The sequence below is a fragment of the Nakamurella sp. GG22 genome, from assembly GCF_052976845.2.
In genome coordinates this window covers 78875-95036 of sequence record NZ_JBRIIO020000026.1, presented here as the reverse complement: position 1 = coordinate 95036, position 16162 = coordinate 78875, and the positions used below count along the sequence as shown (strand labels likewise).

General features: G+C 68.7%; 14 protein-coding genes. 9 read left to right on the top strand and 5 right to left on the bottom strand.

Annotation, left to right across the window (positions count from 1 at the left end):
- Positions 1-916: 916 nt before the first annotated feature.
- Positions 917-1738 carry a PIG-L deacetylase family protein gene (locus tag ACVBEQ_RS22320; protein WP_447155601.1) on the bottom strand — a complete coding sequence of 274 codons (822 nt, stop codon included), beginning with the start codon at positions 1736-1738 and terminating at the stop codon, positions 917-919.
- 88 nt (positions 1739-1826) lie between these two features.
- Complete coding sequence (locus ACVBEQ_RS22315; RefSeq protein WP_447155600.1) at positions 1827-5180, bottom strand: S8 family serine peptidase; 3354 nt, start codon at positions 5178-5180, stop codon at positions 1827-1829.
- Between the two features lie 265 nt (positions 5181-5445).
- Between ACVBEQ_RS22315 and ACVBEQ_RS22310 the strand changes: the two genes are divergently transcribed.
- The 3 genes from ACVBEQ_RS22310 to ACVBEQ_RS22300 all read left to right on the top strand — a co-directional run bounded on the left by ACVBEQ_RS22310 (position 5446) and on the right by ACVBEQ_RS22300 (position 7105).
- Positions 5446-5790: a VOC family protein gene (locus tag ACVBEQ_RS22310; protein WP_447155599.1), complete on the top strand. Its 345-nt coding sequence runs from the start codon at positions 5446-5448 to the stop codon at positions 5788-5790.
- A 281-nt stretch (positions 5791-6071) separates the two neighbouring features.
- Complete coding sequence (locus tag ACVBEQ_RS22305) at positions 6072-6521, top strand: PadR family transcriptional regulator (RefSeq protein WP_447155598.1); 450 nt, start codon at positions 6072-6074, stop codon at positions 6519-6521.
- Positions 6518-7105 (top strand): DUF1707 SHOCT-like domain-containing protein, encoded by a 588-nt coding sequence (locus ACVBEQ_RS22300; RefSeq protein ID WP_447155597.1) that lies wholly within the window; start codon positions 6518-6520, stop codon positions 7103-7105. Before ACVBEQ_RS22305 ends, ACVBEQ_RS22300 begins: the two co-directional genes overlap by 4 nt.
- A 42-nt stretch (positions 7106-7147) precedes the next feature.
- On the opposite strand, the gene ACVBEQ_RS22295 is transcribed toward ACVBEQ_RS22300, so the two are convergent.
- Entirely contained in the window at positions 7148-7273 is a 126-nt protein-coding gene (locus ACVBEQ_RS22295) for a hypothetical protein (protein WP_447155596.1), read from the bottom strand.
- 365 nt (positions 7274-7638) lie between these two features.
- Between ACVBEQ_RS22295 and ACVBEQ_RS22290 the strand changes: the two genes are divergently transcribed.
- Positions 7639-7902, top strand: coding sequence for an SCO4848 family membrane protein (locus ACVBEQ_RS22290; RefSeq protein WP_447155595.1), 264 nt, complete (start codon positions 7639-7641; stop codon positions 7900-7902).
- A gap of 28 nt (positions 7903-7930) precedes the next feature.
- On the opposite strand, the gene ACVBEQ_RS22285 is transcribed toward ACVBEQ_RS22290, so the two are convergent.
- Entirely contained in the window at positions 7931-9460 is a 1530-nt protein-coding gene (locus ACVBEQ_RS22285; protein WP_447155594.1) for a M1 family metallopeptidase, read from the bottom strand.
- Between the two features lie 90 nt (positions 9461-9550).
- The gene (locus tag ACVBEQ_RS22280; protein ID WP_447155593.1) at positions 9551-10378 is read right to left on the bottom strand and encodes a class I SAM-dependent methyltransferase; all 828 of its coding nucleotides are present in this window, start codon (positions 10376-10378) and stop codon (positions 9551-9553) included.
- 268 nt (positions 10379-10646) lie between these two features.
- On the opposite strand from ACVBEQ_RS22280, the gene ACVBEQ_RS22275 reads away from it, so the two are divergent.
- The 5 genes from ACVBEQ_RS22275 to ACVBEQ_RS22255 are packed head-to-tail and all read left to right on the top strand — an operon-like array spanning position 10647 to position 16113.
- Positions 10647-12203 carry a Re/Si-specific NAD(P)(+) transhydrogenase subunit alpha gene (locus ACVBEQ_RS22275; RefSeq protein ID WP_447155592.1) on the top strand — a complete coding sequence of 519 codons (1557 nt, stop codon included), beginning with the start codon at positions 10647-10649 and terminating at the stop codon, positions 12201-12203.
- Between the two features lie 6 nt (positions 12204-12209).
- The gene (gene pntB, locus ACVBEQ_RS22270) at positions 12210-13643 is read left to right on the top strand and encodes a Re/Si-specific NAD(P)(+) transhydrogenase subunit beta (RefSeq protein ID WP_447155591.1); all 1434 of its coding nucleotides are present in this window, start codon (positions 12210-12212) and stop codon (positions 13641-13643) included.
- Between the two features lie 11 nt (positions 13644-13654).
- Positions 13655-14725: a maleylacetate reductase gene (locus ACVBEQ_RS22265; protein WP_447155590.1), complete on the top strand. Its 1071-nt coding sequence runs from the start codon at positions 13655-13657 to the stop codon at positions 14723-14725.
- A 3-nt stretch (positions 14726-14728) separates the two neighbouring features.
- Complete coding sequence (locus ACVBEQ_RS22260) at positions 14729-15469, top strand: 3-oxoacid CoA-transferase subunit A (RefSeq protein ID WP_447155589.1); 741 nt, start codon at positions 14729-14731, stop codon at positions 15467-15469.
- Positions 15469-16113 carry a 3-oxoacid CoA-transferase subunit B gene (locus ACVBEQ_RS22255; RefSeq protein ID WP_447155588.1) on the top strand — a complete coding sequence of 215 codons (645 nt, stop codon included), beginning with the start codon at positions 15469-15471 and terminating at the stop codon, positions 16111-16113. The genes ACVBEQ_RS22260 and ACVBEQ_RS22255 overlap by 1 nt, the downstream gene beginning before the upstream one ends.
- The last annotated feature ends 49 nt before the right edge of the window (positions 16114-16162 follow it).

Genomic DNA, 16162 nt, shown 5'->3' with positions numbered 1-16162 from the left:
CCCCCCCCCCCCTCACCCCCCGCAAATCCACCGCCCAACCCCGGACACGCTAAAACCCGCCGGCGGGGCAGTCCGGCCGCGGCGGGGGGGCTTGCGAACTTGACCTGCTCGCTGCCGAAGCGAGGGAGGCGACGATCAGACCAACGTCTTGATCATCTGAGGCAAGCCAGCTGAAGCTAGGTTGTTCGGCGGCGTTCCGCTCGGTCCAGAGCCGCCATTTCGCTGCCGGGTTTGTTCTTCAGGTAGCCCCCGGTGTCGCTGCGCCGTATTCGGCAAGGAACTGCCCAATGAGGCGAAGCGGGGTCTTCAAGGGCCAACGCGGCGATGTAGAGATAGAAGGCGCGGACGGGAACGACGATGTTCAGTGATGACAGCCGCTCCGAACTCCGCCGTGCGGTCCGCACCCTCGACCTGCCCGGGATGCACGGTCTGCTCGCCGACGCCGTCGGGACCGGGTTCGGGTGAGTCCCCTGGCCGTACAGGCGTCGGCGCTGTTACAGCGGGTCGCCGCGGCGGCCTGACCGCACCATTCGGAACAGGCACCCGGCCCGCCACCGGCAGCCGGGCGTCGGCTGCCGTGCGATGGCGGACATGCGGGTCTCTCGCCGCAGCGGCCGGGCATCGGCCGCCGATCGCCGGTGGGTGATCCGCGTCGTGCAGGTGTCCTTCGTAGAGGGATACGGAGCTACGGCGGATTCGGTTCTCGATAGATGGACGCTTCTCACTGCGGATTCTCATCGCATCGCAGCGGGTAATTCCGATGCCACGCCGCGGAAGACCTGGCCGAACGGAATGGGCTCGCTCCGGAAGGCCGGCGACCACGGGAATCGCCAGGTCCCCAGGCTGGAATACGGACCCGCTCAGCGCATGTAGTTGCACGGCTCGTGAGGGCTCATAGGTCGGGGCCCGGCTCCGCTCAGCGAGGGACGCGCGGGTCACTGTCCCGGCGGTCGCGGAAGAATTCCTCCCGCACCAGTTCGCGGTAGACCTCCGGGCCGACCATTCCGACCATCGTGTCGACCTGGCTGGCCTGGGCGAGCAGAGCGGCCACCTTGCGGTCGAGCAGTTCCTCGTCGCAGCTGAGCCAGACGGCGAGCTCTTCCGGTTCGACCCGTTCCGCGTCCAGGTCCTCGACCATCATGATCTGCGACCGATCGACCCCAGTGAGGAAGCGTTCCTCCCAGGCCGTCGTCTTGGTGGAATACAGCAGGCGGCAGCCGGCCGGTGCGACCCGCTGGTGGGCGAGGGTCGCCCACCGGCAGGCCGCGATGTGGTCCGGGTGCCCGGTGCCCCCGTCGGGACCGAAGGTGAGCACCGTATCGGGCTTCAATTGTTCGATCAGCGCCGCCACGATCGCCACCGGTTCCTCGTCCGGGATGTCGGCGCAGCCTCCGTCGGGGAGACCGAGATTGCGGTGTTCGGTGACGCCGAGAATCTCCAGGCATGCGGTCAACTCTTTCTGCCGCAATGCCCTTCGCTCATCGAGCGATCGGGGGTCGTCGGTCGGGAAGCCGGCCTCACCCCGGGTGGCGGTCAGGCAGAAGACCTGCCGGCCGGCATCCACAGCGCGGGCCATCAGGCCGGCGGACAGGTACGCCTCGTCGTCCGGGTGCGCCCACACACCGAGGATGTTGCCCAGCTCGCCGGTCGTATCGGTGCTCATCAGGCTGCCTCCGTCGATCATCGTCCCGGGAGACGGTAGCTCGACATCGGCGCAGACGAAGGAGCCGGCGGTCATCGACCGCCGGCTCCTCGCTGGAACAGACCCTTTCCTGGCACGACATGACCGCGCCGCAAGGGCGCCGCCGCGTCGCCGCGTCTGCTGGTTACGGAATGCCGATCAGCGTTTCGCAGGTCGACGCCGTGTCCACCCCGGTACCGCCGTCGCACCGGTCGAGTCCACCGCCACCGGAGAGCCGGTCATTGCCGGCCAGAGCGGCGATCCGGTCTGCCCCGGTGCCACCGCTCAGGCCATTGGCAACAGCGCTGCCGGTCAGGATGTCGTTGAAGTTCGTGCCGGCGAGATCTTCAACAGCGGCGAGGGTGTCGTTGCCTTCACCGGTTGCGGTGCCGGTGGTCAGGTTGGCGGTGACAGCTGCTGGGGAGTCGCCGAAGGTGACGGTGTCGACCCCGGTCCCGCCGTTGTAGCTGTCGTTGCCGGCCCGGCCGATCAGCCGGTCGTTGCCGGTCCCGCCGCGAACTCCGTCGTTCCCCGCCTGACCCTCGACCCGATCGTTACCGCCGCCGCCGTCCAGCACGTTGTTGCCGGCATTGCCGATCAGGGTGTCGTTGAAGTTCGAGCCGGCCAGATCTTCGACAGCGGCAAGGGTGTCGTTGCCTTCACCGGTTGCGGTGCCGGTGGTCAGGTTGGCGGCGACGCCTACTGGCGAGGCCCCGAAGCTGACGGTGTCGACCCCGGTCCCGCCGTTGTAGCTGTCGTTGCCGGCCCGGCCGATCAGCCGGTCGTTGCCGGTGCCGCCGCGGACGGCGTCGTTGCCGACCTGTCCGTCGACCCGGTCGTTACCCGGCCCGCCGTCGAGGACGTTGTTGGCGGTGTCCCCGACGATGACGTCGTTGAACGACGATCCCGCGACGTTCTCGACCCCGTTGAGGGTGTCTGTGCCCTCACCGGACGCGGTTCCGGCGGTGAGGTTCACCGAGACGGCGGCGGGGGAGGCCCCGAACGTCGCGGTGTCGACACCTGTACCGCCGCTGTAGCTGTCGTTGCCCAACCGGCCGATCAGCCGGTCGTTGCCGTCCGCGCCGAGCAGCGTGTCATTACCGTCCTGGCCGTCGAGCCGGTCGTTGCCGACCCAGCCGTCGATGAAGTCGTTGCCGGTTCCGCCGTTGATGGTGTCACCGGTGTCGTTGACGTCACCGCCACCGGCATTGCCGACCAGTGTGTCGTCGTCGGCGTCGCCGTTGATCGTGTCGGCGCCGGGATCACCGAGGACGAAGTCCGCGCCTGGGCCACCGTTCACCGTGTCGTTGCCGTTCCCGGCGCAGACCCGGTCGTTCCCGCCCAGCCCGTTGATGACGTCATTGCCGTCACCGGCCACGATGACGTCGTTGCCGGCCGTCCCGTTGATGGTTTCCCCGTTGATGCTGCCGACGATGGTCGCCGGGACGCCGAAGCACTGCGGCGGCGGGCCCTGCTGGATGTGCAGGTTGAGCAGACCGTTGGTGGCGGCGAACCCGTCCACCTTGATCCGGTAGACCGTCCCGGCGTTCACCGGGAACACCGTCAGGCTGCGCAGGCCGGTGCCGGAGTCGTCGTCGAAGGCGACCGGCGTCAGGCTGCCGAGCGTGTTGCCGGTGTAGACCGTCAACTGGGTGTCGAAGGTGGTGACGTTAGACCCGTTGTCCTCCGTGGAGATGGTCGCGGTCCCGACGGACGGGGCCGTCCACTGCCACCAGACGCTGTTGTCGACGCTGAACGGCCCGGGCTCGCCGGCTTCCGAATCCGCGCAGACGTTGAAATCGAAATCATTGATCGGGCCCGCACCCGCGAACACCTCCGGGAAGGCGAAATCATTGTTGTTGACCGTCCGGGTCGCCGCATCGAGGACGTTGATCCGTTTCCGGGTGACGCCGTTGCGCGTGACATTCACACCGGTGTTGTCCAGGTTCGCCGCGACGGCGGCATTGCTCAACGGCACACCGTTTCCGTCAACGCATTCCCGGAGCAGCGCGAACGCCCCGGTGACATGCGGGGTCGCCATGGACGTGCCGTCCTTGAATCCGTGGTTGTCGCCGGTCGGAATCGCGGCGTCGATGCTGACACCCGGTGCCCACCAGCGCAGACCTGCGTTCGAGTTGGTGAAGCCCGCCGGCGCATCGGCGTCAGTGGTCGCGCCGATCGCAAATGAGTTGGGAAGGCAGCCCGGGAAGGACATTCCGGTGTTGCTGCCGTTGTTGCCCGCCGCCACGACCACCGCGACGCCGAGCGCCTGCAGCTGACCGAACAGGATGTTGGTCGTCGGATCAACGGCATTGCAGGCCGGGTTGTCGGCGGTGAACACGGCATCGGTGCCGATGCTGAGGTTCACCGAGACAAGGTTCGGGTTGGTGGTGTTCTTCAGGTTGATCAGGTGCTGCAGGCCATTGTCGATGGACGAGAAGAAGGCGGTCCAACGGGCACTGGCAGGGTTGTCCTGTGCCACCTTGACAGCGACGATGCCCGCGCCGCGGGCCACCCCCTCGTGACCACCTGCGAAGAATGAACCGGCCGCGATTCCGCCGACATGCGTGCCGTGGTCGCAGTCGTTGGAATGGGTGCATTCCTCGCCGGACGGGGCGCCGACGGATGAATTGGTCCCTCCGGGGCAGGACGAGTCGGTGACGAAGCAGGCCTGCCGCACGATGCGCCCGGCGAAGGCGTTGTGCTGACCGTCGACGCCGGAGTCCATGATCGCAACCTGGTAGGCGCCCGTGCTGCTGCCGTCGAAGTTGTTGCCGAGAACGCCTGCAGCATTGAGCAGGTCGGAATCGATGACGCCGGTGCTGGTCGCGAGTTCCGCGGACACCTGACCGTCGAGCGTCACCGATGCGACATCCGGATCGGCGAGCAACGCCTCGAGCCCGGCGTCCGTGACCTGGTACACCGCGGATGGAACGACCTCCAATTCGCTCAGCTTCTTCGAGCCGGTGCCGGCGAGGGTGTCCTCCAATCCGTCGAGGGACGTGGCGATTGCGGCGCGCTGGGCGCCGACCTCGGACGCCGACAAGCCGGCCTCGAGTTGCACCGGTGCGCGCATCAGCACGATGACCCTCGCGGCGCCGTCCGCGGCGACGGCGGACTCCACGGCGGCCACCTCAGCGGGGGCCGGAGCCGCGGGAATGGCGACGGCCGTGCGCTCCGGTGCCTCTGCGGTGCCGGTCGCACCCGGGACGTCCGGGCTGTGCCCGTCAGTGCTGCCGATCGGCCCGAGAGGCTCTGTCTTCGGGGCTGTCTCGTCGACCGTTGCGGCCCCGCCACCACCGTCACCCAGGTATCCGACATATCCGGAGAACCCTTCCCCCGGGTCTCCCGATTGCGGATCCGTCGGTGGTGCCTGTTGCGCCAAATTCGGCGCGTGGGCCGCCGACTGACCGGCCACGGGTGTCGCCACCGCCAATGACAGTGCGGCAACCACCCCCGTGCCGAGCATCAGTCGTCGTACCCAGTTTTGTTGATGCATTTCCGTGCTCCCTCCCTGGACGGACGTGCTGTCACCCATGCGGAGGCAGCAAAGGGCTTCGAAATACGAATTGCGAATGACGAACGGATACCCGGCCCACCTCGATGACTCATCCGATCGGTGCGGCATCGGTCTGTCCGATCGGTGCGGCAGGGTCTGTCCGATCGGCGCCGCGCCCGCCTGTCACATTCCGCGCACGGCATTCGTCAGAAGGATGGCGGCGCGGCAAGCGAAGCCCACCGCAACCGAACTCCGAGGAGGAGAAATGAGCTCGAAACTGCAGACAGTGATCTACCCGGTGCGTGATCTCGACAGCGCAAAGGCCCTTTTCAGTGGCCTGCTCGGCGAGCAGCCCGTCATGGACCAGCCTTACTACGTGCAGTTCAGCGTGGGCGGCCTCGAGCTGGGTCTCGATCCGCACGGCCACCAGAAGGGCATGACCGGGCCGGTCAGCTACTGGACCGTCAGCGACATCAAGCAGTCACTGGCCGCGCTGGTGGAGGCGGGTGCCGAAGAAGTTCAGGGGGTCAGCGACGTGGGCGGCGGCCGGCTGATCGCGAGCGTCAAGGATTCCGACGGCAACGTGATCGGGCTGATGCAGCAGGGCTGATCTCCGCCCTCAGCAAGTCTTGACAGATCGATCGAACGATATATCGTCGATGTATCGCGACTGATCGTCAGGAGGACGACATGACCGCTTACGCGTGTGGTGGCGGAACAGAGTGGGACCTGCCCGGCTGGCTCCGGAAGACGTTGGCAGAAAGCGGTTTTGGCCCGCCACGTGGCACTCGACCGCCGTGGCAGGGGCACCGCGGCTGGAGCTGGGGATCTCCCGGGGGAGAGGGCTGGGGTGGCCCGCGCAGTCGCGGACCGCGAGCGAGCCGTGGTGACGTGCGTTCCGCGGTGATCGCCCTGCTCGCCGAACAGCCGATGCACGGATACCAGATCATCCAGGAGATCGGGAAGCGCAGCGGGGGAGCGTGGAAGCCGAGCCCCGGATCGGTCTACCCGACACTGCAGCAACTGGAGGACGAGGGACTGGTCCGCGCGCAGGAGCAGGACGGCAGGCGGGTGTACGGACTGACAGACGATGGTCGCCGGGTCGCCGCGGAACGCGCCGAGGAGTTCGCGTCGCTGTGGGAGGGCGTTGCACCGAGCAATGACGACACCCAGCTCGGCGACCTGATCTTCCAGGTCGGCGCCGCATTCGTGCATGTCGCGCGGACCGGCTCGCCCGAGCAGATGGCCGAGGCCCGCAAGGTCCTGGCCCGAACCAGGGCGGACCTGTACCGGATTCTGGGCGAGGACCCGGACGGCTCCGAGGGCAGTGATCGGGCATGACTGGGTTGGGCATGACGGGTGCGGACCTGCCGGGTTCGGGCATGACGCCGCCCCGGATGCGGGCCGGCACGACGGACCGGCAAAAGGCTGTGGACCGGCTCACCCAGCACTTCACCGACGGACGGCTGGAGCCGGACGAGTTCGACGAGCGAATGGGAAAGGCTTATAAAGCAACGTATCTCGACGAGTTCCCGGCGCTGTTCGTCGACCTCCCGGAGGACGAGCGGGCGTTCGCGCCGGTCGGCGGGAACCTTGAACGGTACGGGCGATGGTCCCCTCCCCAGGGCAGTCAGGACCGGTCGGCGCGGCCGTGGGGTCCTCCGCGGGGCGGGCCGCCGCGCGGGCTCATCGCCGTGGCCGTTGTGGTGGGGCTCTTCTGGATCGGCGTGCTGACTCACGCACTGTTCCTGTTCCCGCTGATCTGGCTCGCCTTCGCACTCTCGGTGGGCGGCCACCGTCGGAGGCACTGGCAGCGATACAACAGCGGTCAGTGGTCCGGATACGGACAGCGGTCGGGATACGGGCAGGGCCCGGGGCGGCGCCCCGGCCCGTGGGACCGGCCGGAGCACTGGCAGCACCGCTGACCGACCCGCAGGTCGATCAGCGCTGCCCCATCGGGCGGCCGGTCAGAGCAAACCGGCGCCGAACTGCTCCATGCCGATCAGCGGCTTGATCTTCCGGCGCACGTCCCCGGGTGCGACAGTCGCGGTCGCAGCGGCCCCGCCGATGAACAGGTTGCGGCGGGAGATCAAGGTCGAGGGTGACTCCTCTGTCGGTTGGTTCTATCGGTCGGTGAGTGGTGTTGGTCCGGGTCGGTCGCGCCGCGGGATCGAGATGGCGATTGCGGCTCCTCTTCGGCCCTGGCAAGAGCCGAAGTCGCCATCTCGACCGGGTGCGGGGTGGGTCCGGGGCGTCGCCGACTCAATCTGCTGTCGGTGGTCCGGGTTGGTCGCGCCGGGTGATCGAGATGGAGGTTCCGGCTCCACGGTCGCGACACCGTGGATGAAGAACCGTGCACGGACCGGTGGCGACGGCGCCACCCGGTTCAAGGGCGACGGGGGTGTGCGCCTATAGCGATTGCGCCCGCGCGACCAACGCTGGTGGGCATACTCGACCGGTGATCCTGACGCGCGGATGGTCGACGTTCCTAGTGCTGGCCGGGCTCTTCAACTGGGCGGTCTGGCCCCGGTTCACGGTCGCGATCTGGCAGGACCAGCGCGCCTGGCAAGGCGCGATCGGGTCATCGACCGCGACGTCATTCCTGTGGGTGCACGCGGTGCTGATCGGGACCGCACTGGCCATCGGCACGGTGGTCGCGGTGGTCGGGGTGCGCGGTCTGCTGGCACTGCGGAACAGCACCACCGTCGCCCGGACCCGCTGAACGTAACGGGTCCGGGCGCGTACCTGGGTCAGATCTCGGGCTTGCTGGGGGTCCGCACCCAGTCGTCGAAGAACTCGCCGAGATCCTTGCCGGACACCTCCTCGTAGACCTCCTGGAAGTCCTCGGTCGTTCCGGTGGCGTTGTCGTAGCGGGTCAGCCAGAGCTTCGCGCCGGCGAAGAACGCCTCGTCACCGACCTCGAGCCGCAGTGCGTGCAGGGTCGCTGCCCCGCGGTCGTACACCGCACCGACGAACAGGCCCAGCGGCCCGGGGTCGGCGATCGCGACCTTCCAGAATGCGTCGTCGGCGGGGCGCGCCATGACGTCCTCGAAACTTGCCTGCGCCGTGTCCCTGCCCTGGTTCTCGCTCCAGAGCCACTCCGCGTAGGACGCCCAGCCCTCGTTGAGCCAGATGTCCTGCCACCGCCGCGGGCTGACCGCGTCGCCGAACCACTGGTGCGCGAGCTCGTGCAGGACAGTGCCCTCGCTCGCCCGCCGCGAATACACGGGGCGGGTCTGTGTCTCGAGTGCGTAGCCGACGGTGTCGTCGTCCACGATCGACCCGAACGCGACGAATGGGTATGGCGTGAAGGTCTTCTCGAGGAAAGCGATCATCTCGGGCTGTAGCGCGAGGCTGGTGTTGGTGATGTCGCGGTTGGCCGTCGTCAGGTCCGTGTCGACGGCGTCGATGATCGGCAGCCCGCCTGCGGTCCTGGTCGTCCGGAGTTCGAAGTCCCCGACAGAGGCGGTCGTCAGGTAGCTGGCCTGCGGGTCCGGGGCGTGCCAGAACCAGGTCGTCCACCCCCGCCATGTGACGGGCTTGCGCGCCTGGATTCCGTTCGCCACGGCGACCTTGCCCTTCGGCACGGTGATCTTGAAGTCGTAGGTGGCCTTGTCGGTCGGGTGGTCGCTGACCGGGTACCAGGTCATCGATCCCTCCGGCTCGCTGACCACCATTGCGCCGTCGCGGTTGGTCACCCAGCCGTACAGCGCATTCTCGATGTCCGTCGGCCGGGTGGTCTGCCCGCCGTAGGTGACGACGACCCGCGCCTTCTGACCCTTCTTGAGCTTCGGCCGGGGCTGGATGGTCAGCTCCCAGACGCGGGCGGCGTCGTCCTGGACCTGCCAGTAGGCCGGGCCGCCGTGCCTGGCGCCGGCCGCCGAGGAGCCCACCTCGCGGAGTCGCTTCCCGTTGACGGTGATGGACCGGACGTCCATCCCGCGCAGGTCCAGGTTGAAGCGGTCGAGGTTCTGAGTGGCGACCAGGTCGATCGTCGCGACACCCCTGAGCTTGCCGACGAGCGGTGCCGGGTCGGGATGCGGCGGCGTGTACTTCAGGTCCAAGCCGTAGTGCTTGACGTCGTACCCGCCGTTGCCCGCGAATGGGAAGTACGGATCGCCAACACCCGGGGCGCCTGCCGTGTATCTCGGCCCTCCGAAGGACGATGCGGTCCGGTCATCGGAAGGCTGGGCGGCCGTGGCGCCCGGCGACAGGACGAGGGCGCCCGACCCGATAAGTACCGCCACCAACGCCCCGGACAACTGCCTGCGAACTCGCATTACGCGTGCCTCCCGCTCGGTGGATCAGCAGACCCTAATTGCCAACTGTGACGGGCGGAAGATCGCCGGCTGGGAAAAGGCCGGCACCGCTCAACCGGCCGCCGGACGACGCCGGCCGGCGATCAACAGGTGCGCGCTGGCACCGAGCAGGGCAGGCTCGCGTTCCACCCGGCGGAGCGCCTCCAGGACCCGCGCCCTGGTCTGCGGATCGTCGAGCAGGGCCTCGATGTCCGGCGCGAACCAGCCGAACCCCTCCACACCGACCGGGCCGTCGGGCAGCAGCCCGGCTTCGGCCACCTCGGCGGCCAGCTCCTCGGGGCGGTGGAAGTACGCGGTCGCGAACCAGTCGGGGTGGCCGGACGGGTTGAGGTGAACACCGCTCTCGACGCCGCCGGCGACGACGGAGGCGAAGTCCGGGTCGCGCAGCAGTCCGCGGGCAACGCCGTCCGCGGTCGAGGCAAATCTGCTGATCGCCGCCGCGACGACGACTCCGCCGGGTGCCAGTACCCGCCGTGCCTCCCGCAACGCCGTCAGCCGATCCGCCCGCTCGGTCAGGTGATAGAGCGGACCCAGCAGCAGGACCGCGTCGGTCGAGGCGTCCGGGAACGGCAGCGCGCGGGCGTCACCGACCTGCACGGACGCAAGTGGGTGGGTCGCCTCACGGCTGGCGCGGGCGGCCTGCTCGACGTGCAGCGGGACCGGGTCCAGTAGGTGAACCTGGTATCCGGCAGCCGCCAGCGGCAGCGCATAGCGGCCCGCCGCACCGCCGACGTCCAGCACGACCGCGGGAGGGGACGGCAGCCATCCCCGCAGGAGCTGTTCCGTGCGGAGCGCCTCGAGACGTCCTGCACCGCTCGACAACCGATCACGTTCAAGGCCTTGCTGGTAGTGCTCGAGGACATCGCGCGGCACCTGCACCGGGTCACCCTCCTCAGGTCGGTGTGCGACTTTCCTGTCACCGGGCTCCGACCCTCCCATGGGAAGGCCCGGTCGCCGAGCGGTTTTCGCGCGCGTGAGGGGCGGCCGGCGGTGACCACGTGTCCCGGCCACCGGCCCGGCGCGTTTCACGGTAGGTTCCTGCGACGCTGCCCTCCGGCCGACGCATCGGCCCGCCATCGGGAACGACGCACACGCTGTGGTCGATACTGAGGTCGCAGACGCTTCGATGGAAGGACTGAGACGGCCGGTGCGTATCGGGATACCCAAGGAATGCCGGCACGGACAGACGCTGGTGGCCGCCACGCCCAAGACCGTCGGCAAGTTGCTGGCGCTCGGCTACCAGGTCGACGTCGAGACCGGCGCCGGTGCTGACGCGAAGTTCCCCGACGACGCCTACCGGGAGGCGGGCGCGGGCATCACCTCGGGGGACGCCGTCTGGCAGTGCGACATCGTCGCGAAGGTGGATGAACCGACACCTGAGGAGATCGGCCGGCTCCGCGAGGGCGGCACCGTGATCTCCCGGATGGCGCCCGGAGATCATCCCGAGCTGATCGCCGCCCTGCAGGCCAGGCGGGTGACCGGGCTGTCGCTGGACGCGATCCCGCGGATCTCCCGCTCCCAGTCGATGGACGTGCTGTCCACGATGTCGAACATCTCCGGCTACCGCGGGATCATCGAGGCTGCGGAGTCCTACGGCGGGATGTTCAGCGGCCAGGTCACCGCAGCGGGGAAGACGCAGCCGGCGACGGTGTTCATCATCGGCGCGGGGGTCGCGGGCCTCGCTGCGATCGGCGCGGCGGGCAACCTCGGCGCGCAGGTCCGGGCGTTCGATGTGCGGCCCGAGGTCGCCGAGCAGATCGAGTCGATGGGCGCCACCTATGTGTCCGCGAGCGGCGCTGTGCAGGAGGTTTCCAAGGACGGGTACGCGCAGGCGCTCACCGAGGACCAGGCGGCCCTGACGGCACGGATGTACGCCGAGGAGTCGGCGAAGGCGGACATCGTCGTGACCACGGCGCTGGTCCGCGGCCGGGCCCCGCGGACGATCACCGCCGAGATGGTGCACGCGATGAAGCCGGGCAGCGTCATCGTCGACCTGGCCGCGTCGGGCGGCGGAAACTGCGAGTTGACGGTGCCCGGCCAGACTGTCGTCACGGACAACGGCGTCACGATCATCGGTTACACCGATTTCACCAGCCGGATGCCGGCGCACACGTCGCAGCTGTACGGCACCAACATCGTCAACCTGCTCAAGCTGCTCACGCCGGGCCGCGACGGTGAGTTGACCCTCGACATGGACGACATCGTCCAGCGCTCGATCACGGTGACGGAGGCCGGTGAGGTGCGGTGGCCGCCGCCGCCGGTACAGGTGTCCGCCGCCCCGAAGCCCACCCCCGAGGTGGCGGTGCCCGACGCTCCGAGCCTGACCCCGGAAGAACTGGCCGAGCGGGCGCAACGCCGGCAACAACGCCGGTACGCGCTGTACGGACTGGCGGCGGTGGCGGTCGGTGCGGCCGTGACGTTCTCGCCGCCCAGCTTCCTGGGCTATTTCACCGTTTTCGTGCTGGCGGTCTTCGTCGGTTTCTACGTCATCACCAATGTCAGCGCGTCGCTGCACACCCCGTTGATGGCCCAGACGAACGCCATTTCCGGCATCATCCTGGTCGGCGCGCTGCTGCAACTCGGCAGCACGAACGTGCTGGTGGTGGTGCTCGCCTTCATCGCGGCAACGGTCGCCTCGATCAACATCTTCGGTGGTTTCGGGGTCGCCGGCCGGATGATCTCGATGTTCCGGAAGGACGCCTGAGCAGCCATGGACAGAGAAACCCTGCATTCCCTCATCCAGGCCGCGTACCTCATCGCCGGCGTGCTGTTCATCCTGTCGCTCGCGGGTCTGTCGCATCAGCGCAGCGCAAAGGCGGGCAACACCGCGGGCAAGATCGGGATGGTCATCGCGCTGGCCGCGACGGTCGGGCTCTCGTTGCTGGAAACCCAGCAGAATCCGGCGCTGACCGCGGGACTGATCGCGGCGGCGTTGCTGATCGGCGCCGTCATCGGCACCCGGGTGGCGCGCACCGTCGAGATGACGCACATGCCCGAGATGATCGCCATCCTGCACAGTTTCGTGGGTCTGGCGGCCGTGCTGGTCGGGGTGAACTCCTACCTGACGGAGACCGACTCGAGCGACACCGTGCACGTCGTCGAGGTGTTCCTCGGGGTCTTCATCGGCGCGGTGACGTTCACCGGCTCGATCATCGCCTACCTGAAACTGTCCGCGAAGATCAAGTCCGCGCCGCTGACCCTGCCGGGCCGGAACCTGCTGAACCTGGGCGCATTGATCGTCAGCGCCGGGCTGCTGGCCTGGTTCGTGGCGGCGCCGAACATCTGGGCGCTGCTGCTGATGACGGTCATCGCGTTGCTGCTCGGGTTGCATTTGGTCGCGGCGATCGGCGGCGGCGACATGCCCGTCGTGGTGTCGATGCTGAACTCGTACTCCGGCTGGGCCGCCGCGGCAGCGGGTTTCATGCTCAGCAACAACCTGCTGATCATCACCGGCGCCCTCGTCGGATCCTCCGGCGCGATCCTGTCCTACATCATGTGCAAGGCGATGAACCGGTCGTTCATCGCGGTGATCCTCGGCGGTTTCGGCACCGAGTCCGGCACCTCGACGGGCGATCAGGACCTCGGCGACTACCACGAGACCACCACCGCGGCACTGGCCGAACTGCTCGAGGAATCGCAGTCGATCGTCATCGCGCCCGGGTACGGGATGGCGGTCGCGAAGGCGCAGAACCAGGTCGCCGACCTCACCGAGAAGCTCCGGGCGATGGGCAAGCAGGTGCGGTTCGCCGTGCATCCGGTCGCCGGCCGGCTGCCCGGGCACATGAACGTGCTGCTGGCCGAGGCGCGGGTGCCGTACGACATCGTGCTGGAGATGGACGAGATCCAGGACGAGTTGGCCGACACCGATGTCGTGCTGGTGATCGGGGCCAACGACACGGTGAACCCCGCCGCCGAGGAGGATCCGGGTTCGCCGATTGCCGGCATGCCCGTGCTGCAGGTCTGGAAGGCCAAGCACGTCGTGGTGTTCAAGCGGTCCATGGCAACCGGGTACGCCGGGGTGCAGAACCCGCTTTTCTTCAAGGACAACGCGTCCATGCTGTTCGGCGACGCCAAGGAACAGGTCGAGCGGGTGGCGCACGCGGTGGGCGAATCCGCGCCCGAGTTGGCCGCCTCGAGGAGCTGAGCGCGCCCGCGATGAGCGTCCGCTTCGAACACGAGACGTTCCCGCAGCGCGTGGTTTTCGCCTCCGGTGAGGCCACCGATCGGGTGGCCGACGAGATCTCCAGGTTGGGCGCACGGTCGGTGATGGTGATCGCCACCAGCTCCCGGCGCGACCTGGCGAAGCGCGTCAGCGCGGGTATCGAAGCGACGGTCCTCTACGACGACATCGCGATGCACGTGCCCGTCGAAGTCGCCGAGAGAGCCCGGGCGGCTGCCGCCTGGCACGGCGTCGACGCCCTGCTCGCCATTGGCGGTGGGTCGACGACCGGGCTGGCGAAGGCGATCGCGCTCACCACCGGCCTGCCGATCGTCGCCGTACCGACGACGTACTCCGGCTCCGAGGGCACCACCGTCTGGGGGCTGACGGAACGAGCCACGAAGACCACCGGTGTCGACCCGCGTGTGCTGCCCCGCTCGGTGGTCTACGACGCGGAGTTGACGCTCACGCTGCCGGTACCGACGAGCGTGGCCTCCGGGCTGAACGCGCTGGCACATTGCGTCGACTCCATGTGGGCGTCGCGCACCGACCCGATCGACCAGGCGCTCGCCGCCGAGGGGATCCGCGCCCTGCGGCTGGGCCTGCCGGCGGTCGTCGCGGACCCCACCGGCCTGGCCGGCCGGGAGCAGACCCTCTACGGCGCCTACCTTTCCGCCGTCGCGTTCTCCTCAGCCGGCTCCGGGCTGCACCACAAGATCTGCCACGTGCTCGGCGGGAAGTACGCCCTCCCGCATGCCCAGACGCATGCGATCGTCCTGCCGTATGTGCTCGCGCTGAACGCCCCCGCCGCAGCGGACGCGGAGCGCCGGCTCGCCGCGGCCTTCGACACCGACCCCGCCATCGACGGTCTCCAGGAGTTGCGCGCGCGGCTCGACGCGCCCAAGGCCCTGCGGGACATCGGCTTCCGGGAGCAGGACATCCGTGCGGCAGCGGCGGCGATCCTCCCTGCGGTGCCGGCGGACAACCCCGCCCCGGTGACGGTGGAGACCCTCGAGCGGTTGCTGGGCGCGGCCTGGGCCGGGTCCGAACCGCGGCCGGCGGGGTAGCCGATGATCTCGAAGGTCCGGACTCCGATCGCCGAAGCGGTGGCCGACATCCAGGACGGCAGCGTGGTGATGATCGGCGGTTTCGGCCGGGCGGGGCAGCCGGTGGAACTGATCGATGCGCTCCGGGCCCACGGCGCCCGGGGGCTCACCGTCGTCAGCAACAACGCCGGCAACGGTCACGCCGGACTGGCCGCGCTGCTGGCCGCCGGACAGGTGCGGAAGGTCGTGTGTTCCTTCCCCAAACAGCGCGACTCGTGGGTGTTCGACCGGCTGTACCGAGCCGGTGAGGTCGAACTGGAACTGGTGCCGCAGGGCAATCTCGCTGAGCGGATCCGCGCCGCCGGAGCGGGTATCGGCGCCTTCTTCAGCCCGACCGGTGTCGGCACCCAACTGGCCGCCGGTAAGGAGTCGCGGACGATCGACGGGCGCGACTACGTGCTGGAGTACCCGATCCACGCCGACGTTGCGCTGATCAGCGCGTGGCGCGGTGATCGCTGGGGCAACCTGGTCTACCGGAAGACGTCGCGCAATTTCGGTCCGATCATGGCAACCGCCGCGACCGTCACGATCGCGCAGGTGGACGAGGTTGTCGAACTGGGTGCGCTCGACCCGGAATGTGTGGCGACGCCCGGCATCTACGTCGACCGGGTCGTCCCGGTGGGGGAGCGGCCTTGGCTCCGCGGCGGCGTCTTCGTCGGCGCCGCGGATGCGCCCGGTACTGCACCGGCCGGCGGGGAAGCCTGATGCCGCAACGCATCTCCCGGGATGAGCTGGCGGCCCGCATCGCGGCGGACATCCCGGAAGGGTCCTACGTCAACCTGGGCATCGGCGCACCGACGGCGGTCGCGAACTATCTGCGGGCCGACCGGGAGATCGTCCTGCACACCGAGAACGGGATGCTCGGGATGGGGCCGGAACCGGGTCCAGGGGAGGTCGACCCGGACCTGATCAACGCCGGGAAGATGCCGGTCACCGAACTGCCCGGCGCCGCGTATTTCCACCAGGCCGATTCGTTCGCAATGATGCGCGGCGGCCACTTGGACGTCTGTGTCCTCGGCGCCCTGCAGGTAGCGGAGAACGGTGATCTGGCGAACTGGAGCACCGGGGAATCCGGCGCCATCCCGGCGGTCGGCGGCGCGATGGACTTGGCGATCGGGGCCAGGCAGGTGTTCGTGATGACCGATCTGCTGACCAGGGACGGCCGCCCCAAGCTGGTGGTCAGGTGCAGCTATCCGCTCACCGGAGTCCGGTGCGTCACCCGGGTCTACACCGACCACGCCGTCTTCGACGTCACCGCGTCGGGCTTCGCCGTCCGTGAGCTGTTCGGGGACAGCACCGTCGAGATGCTGAGTGGGCTCACCGGCCTCAGGCTGTCACGTATCAGCTGATCGGGGAATGACCTGGCGGACCACAGCGTTGACCCGGCACCAAGTAGTT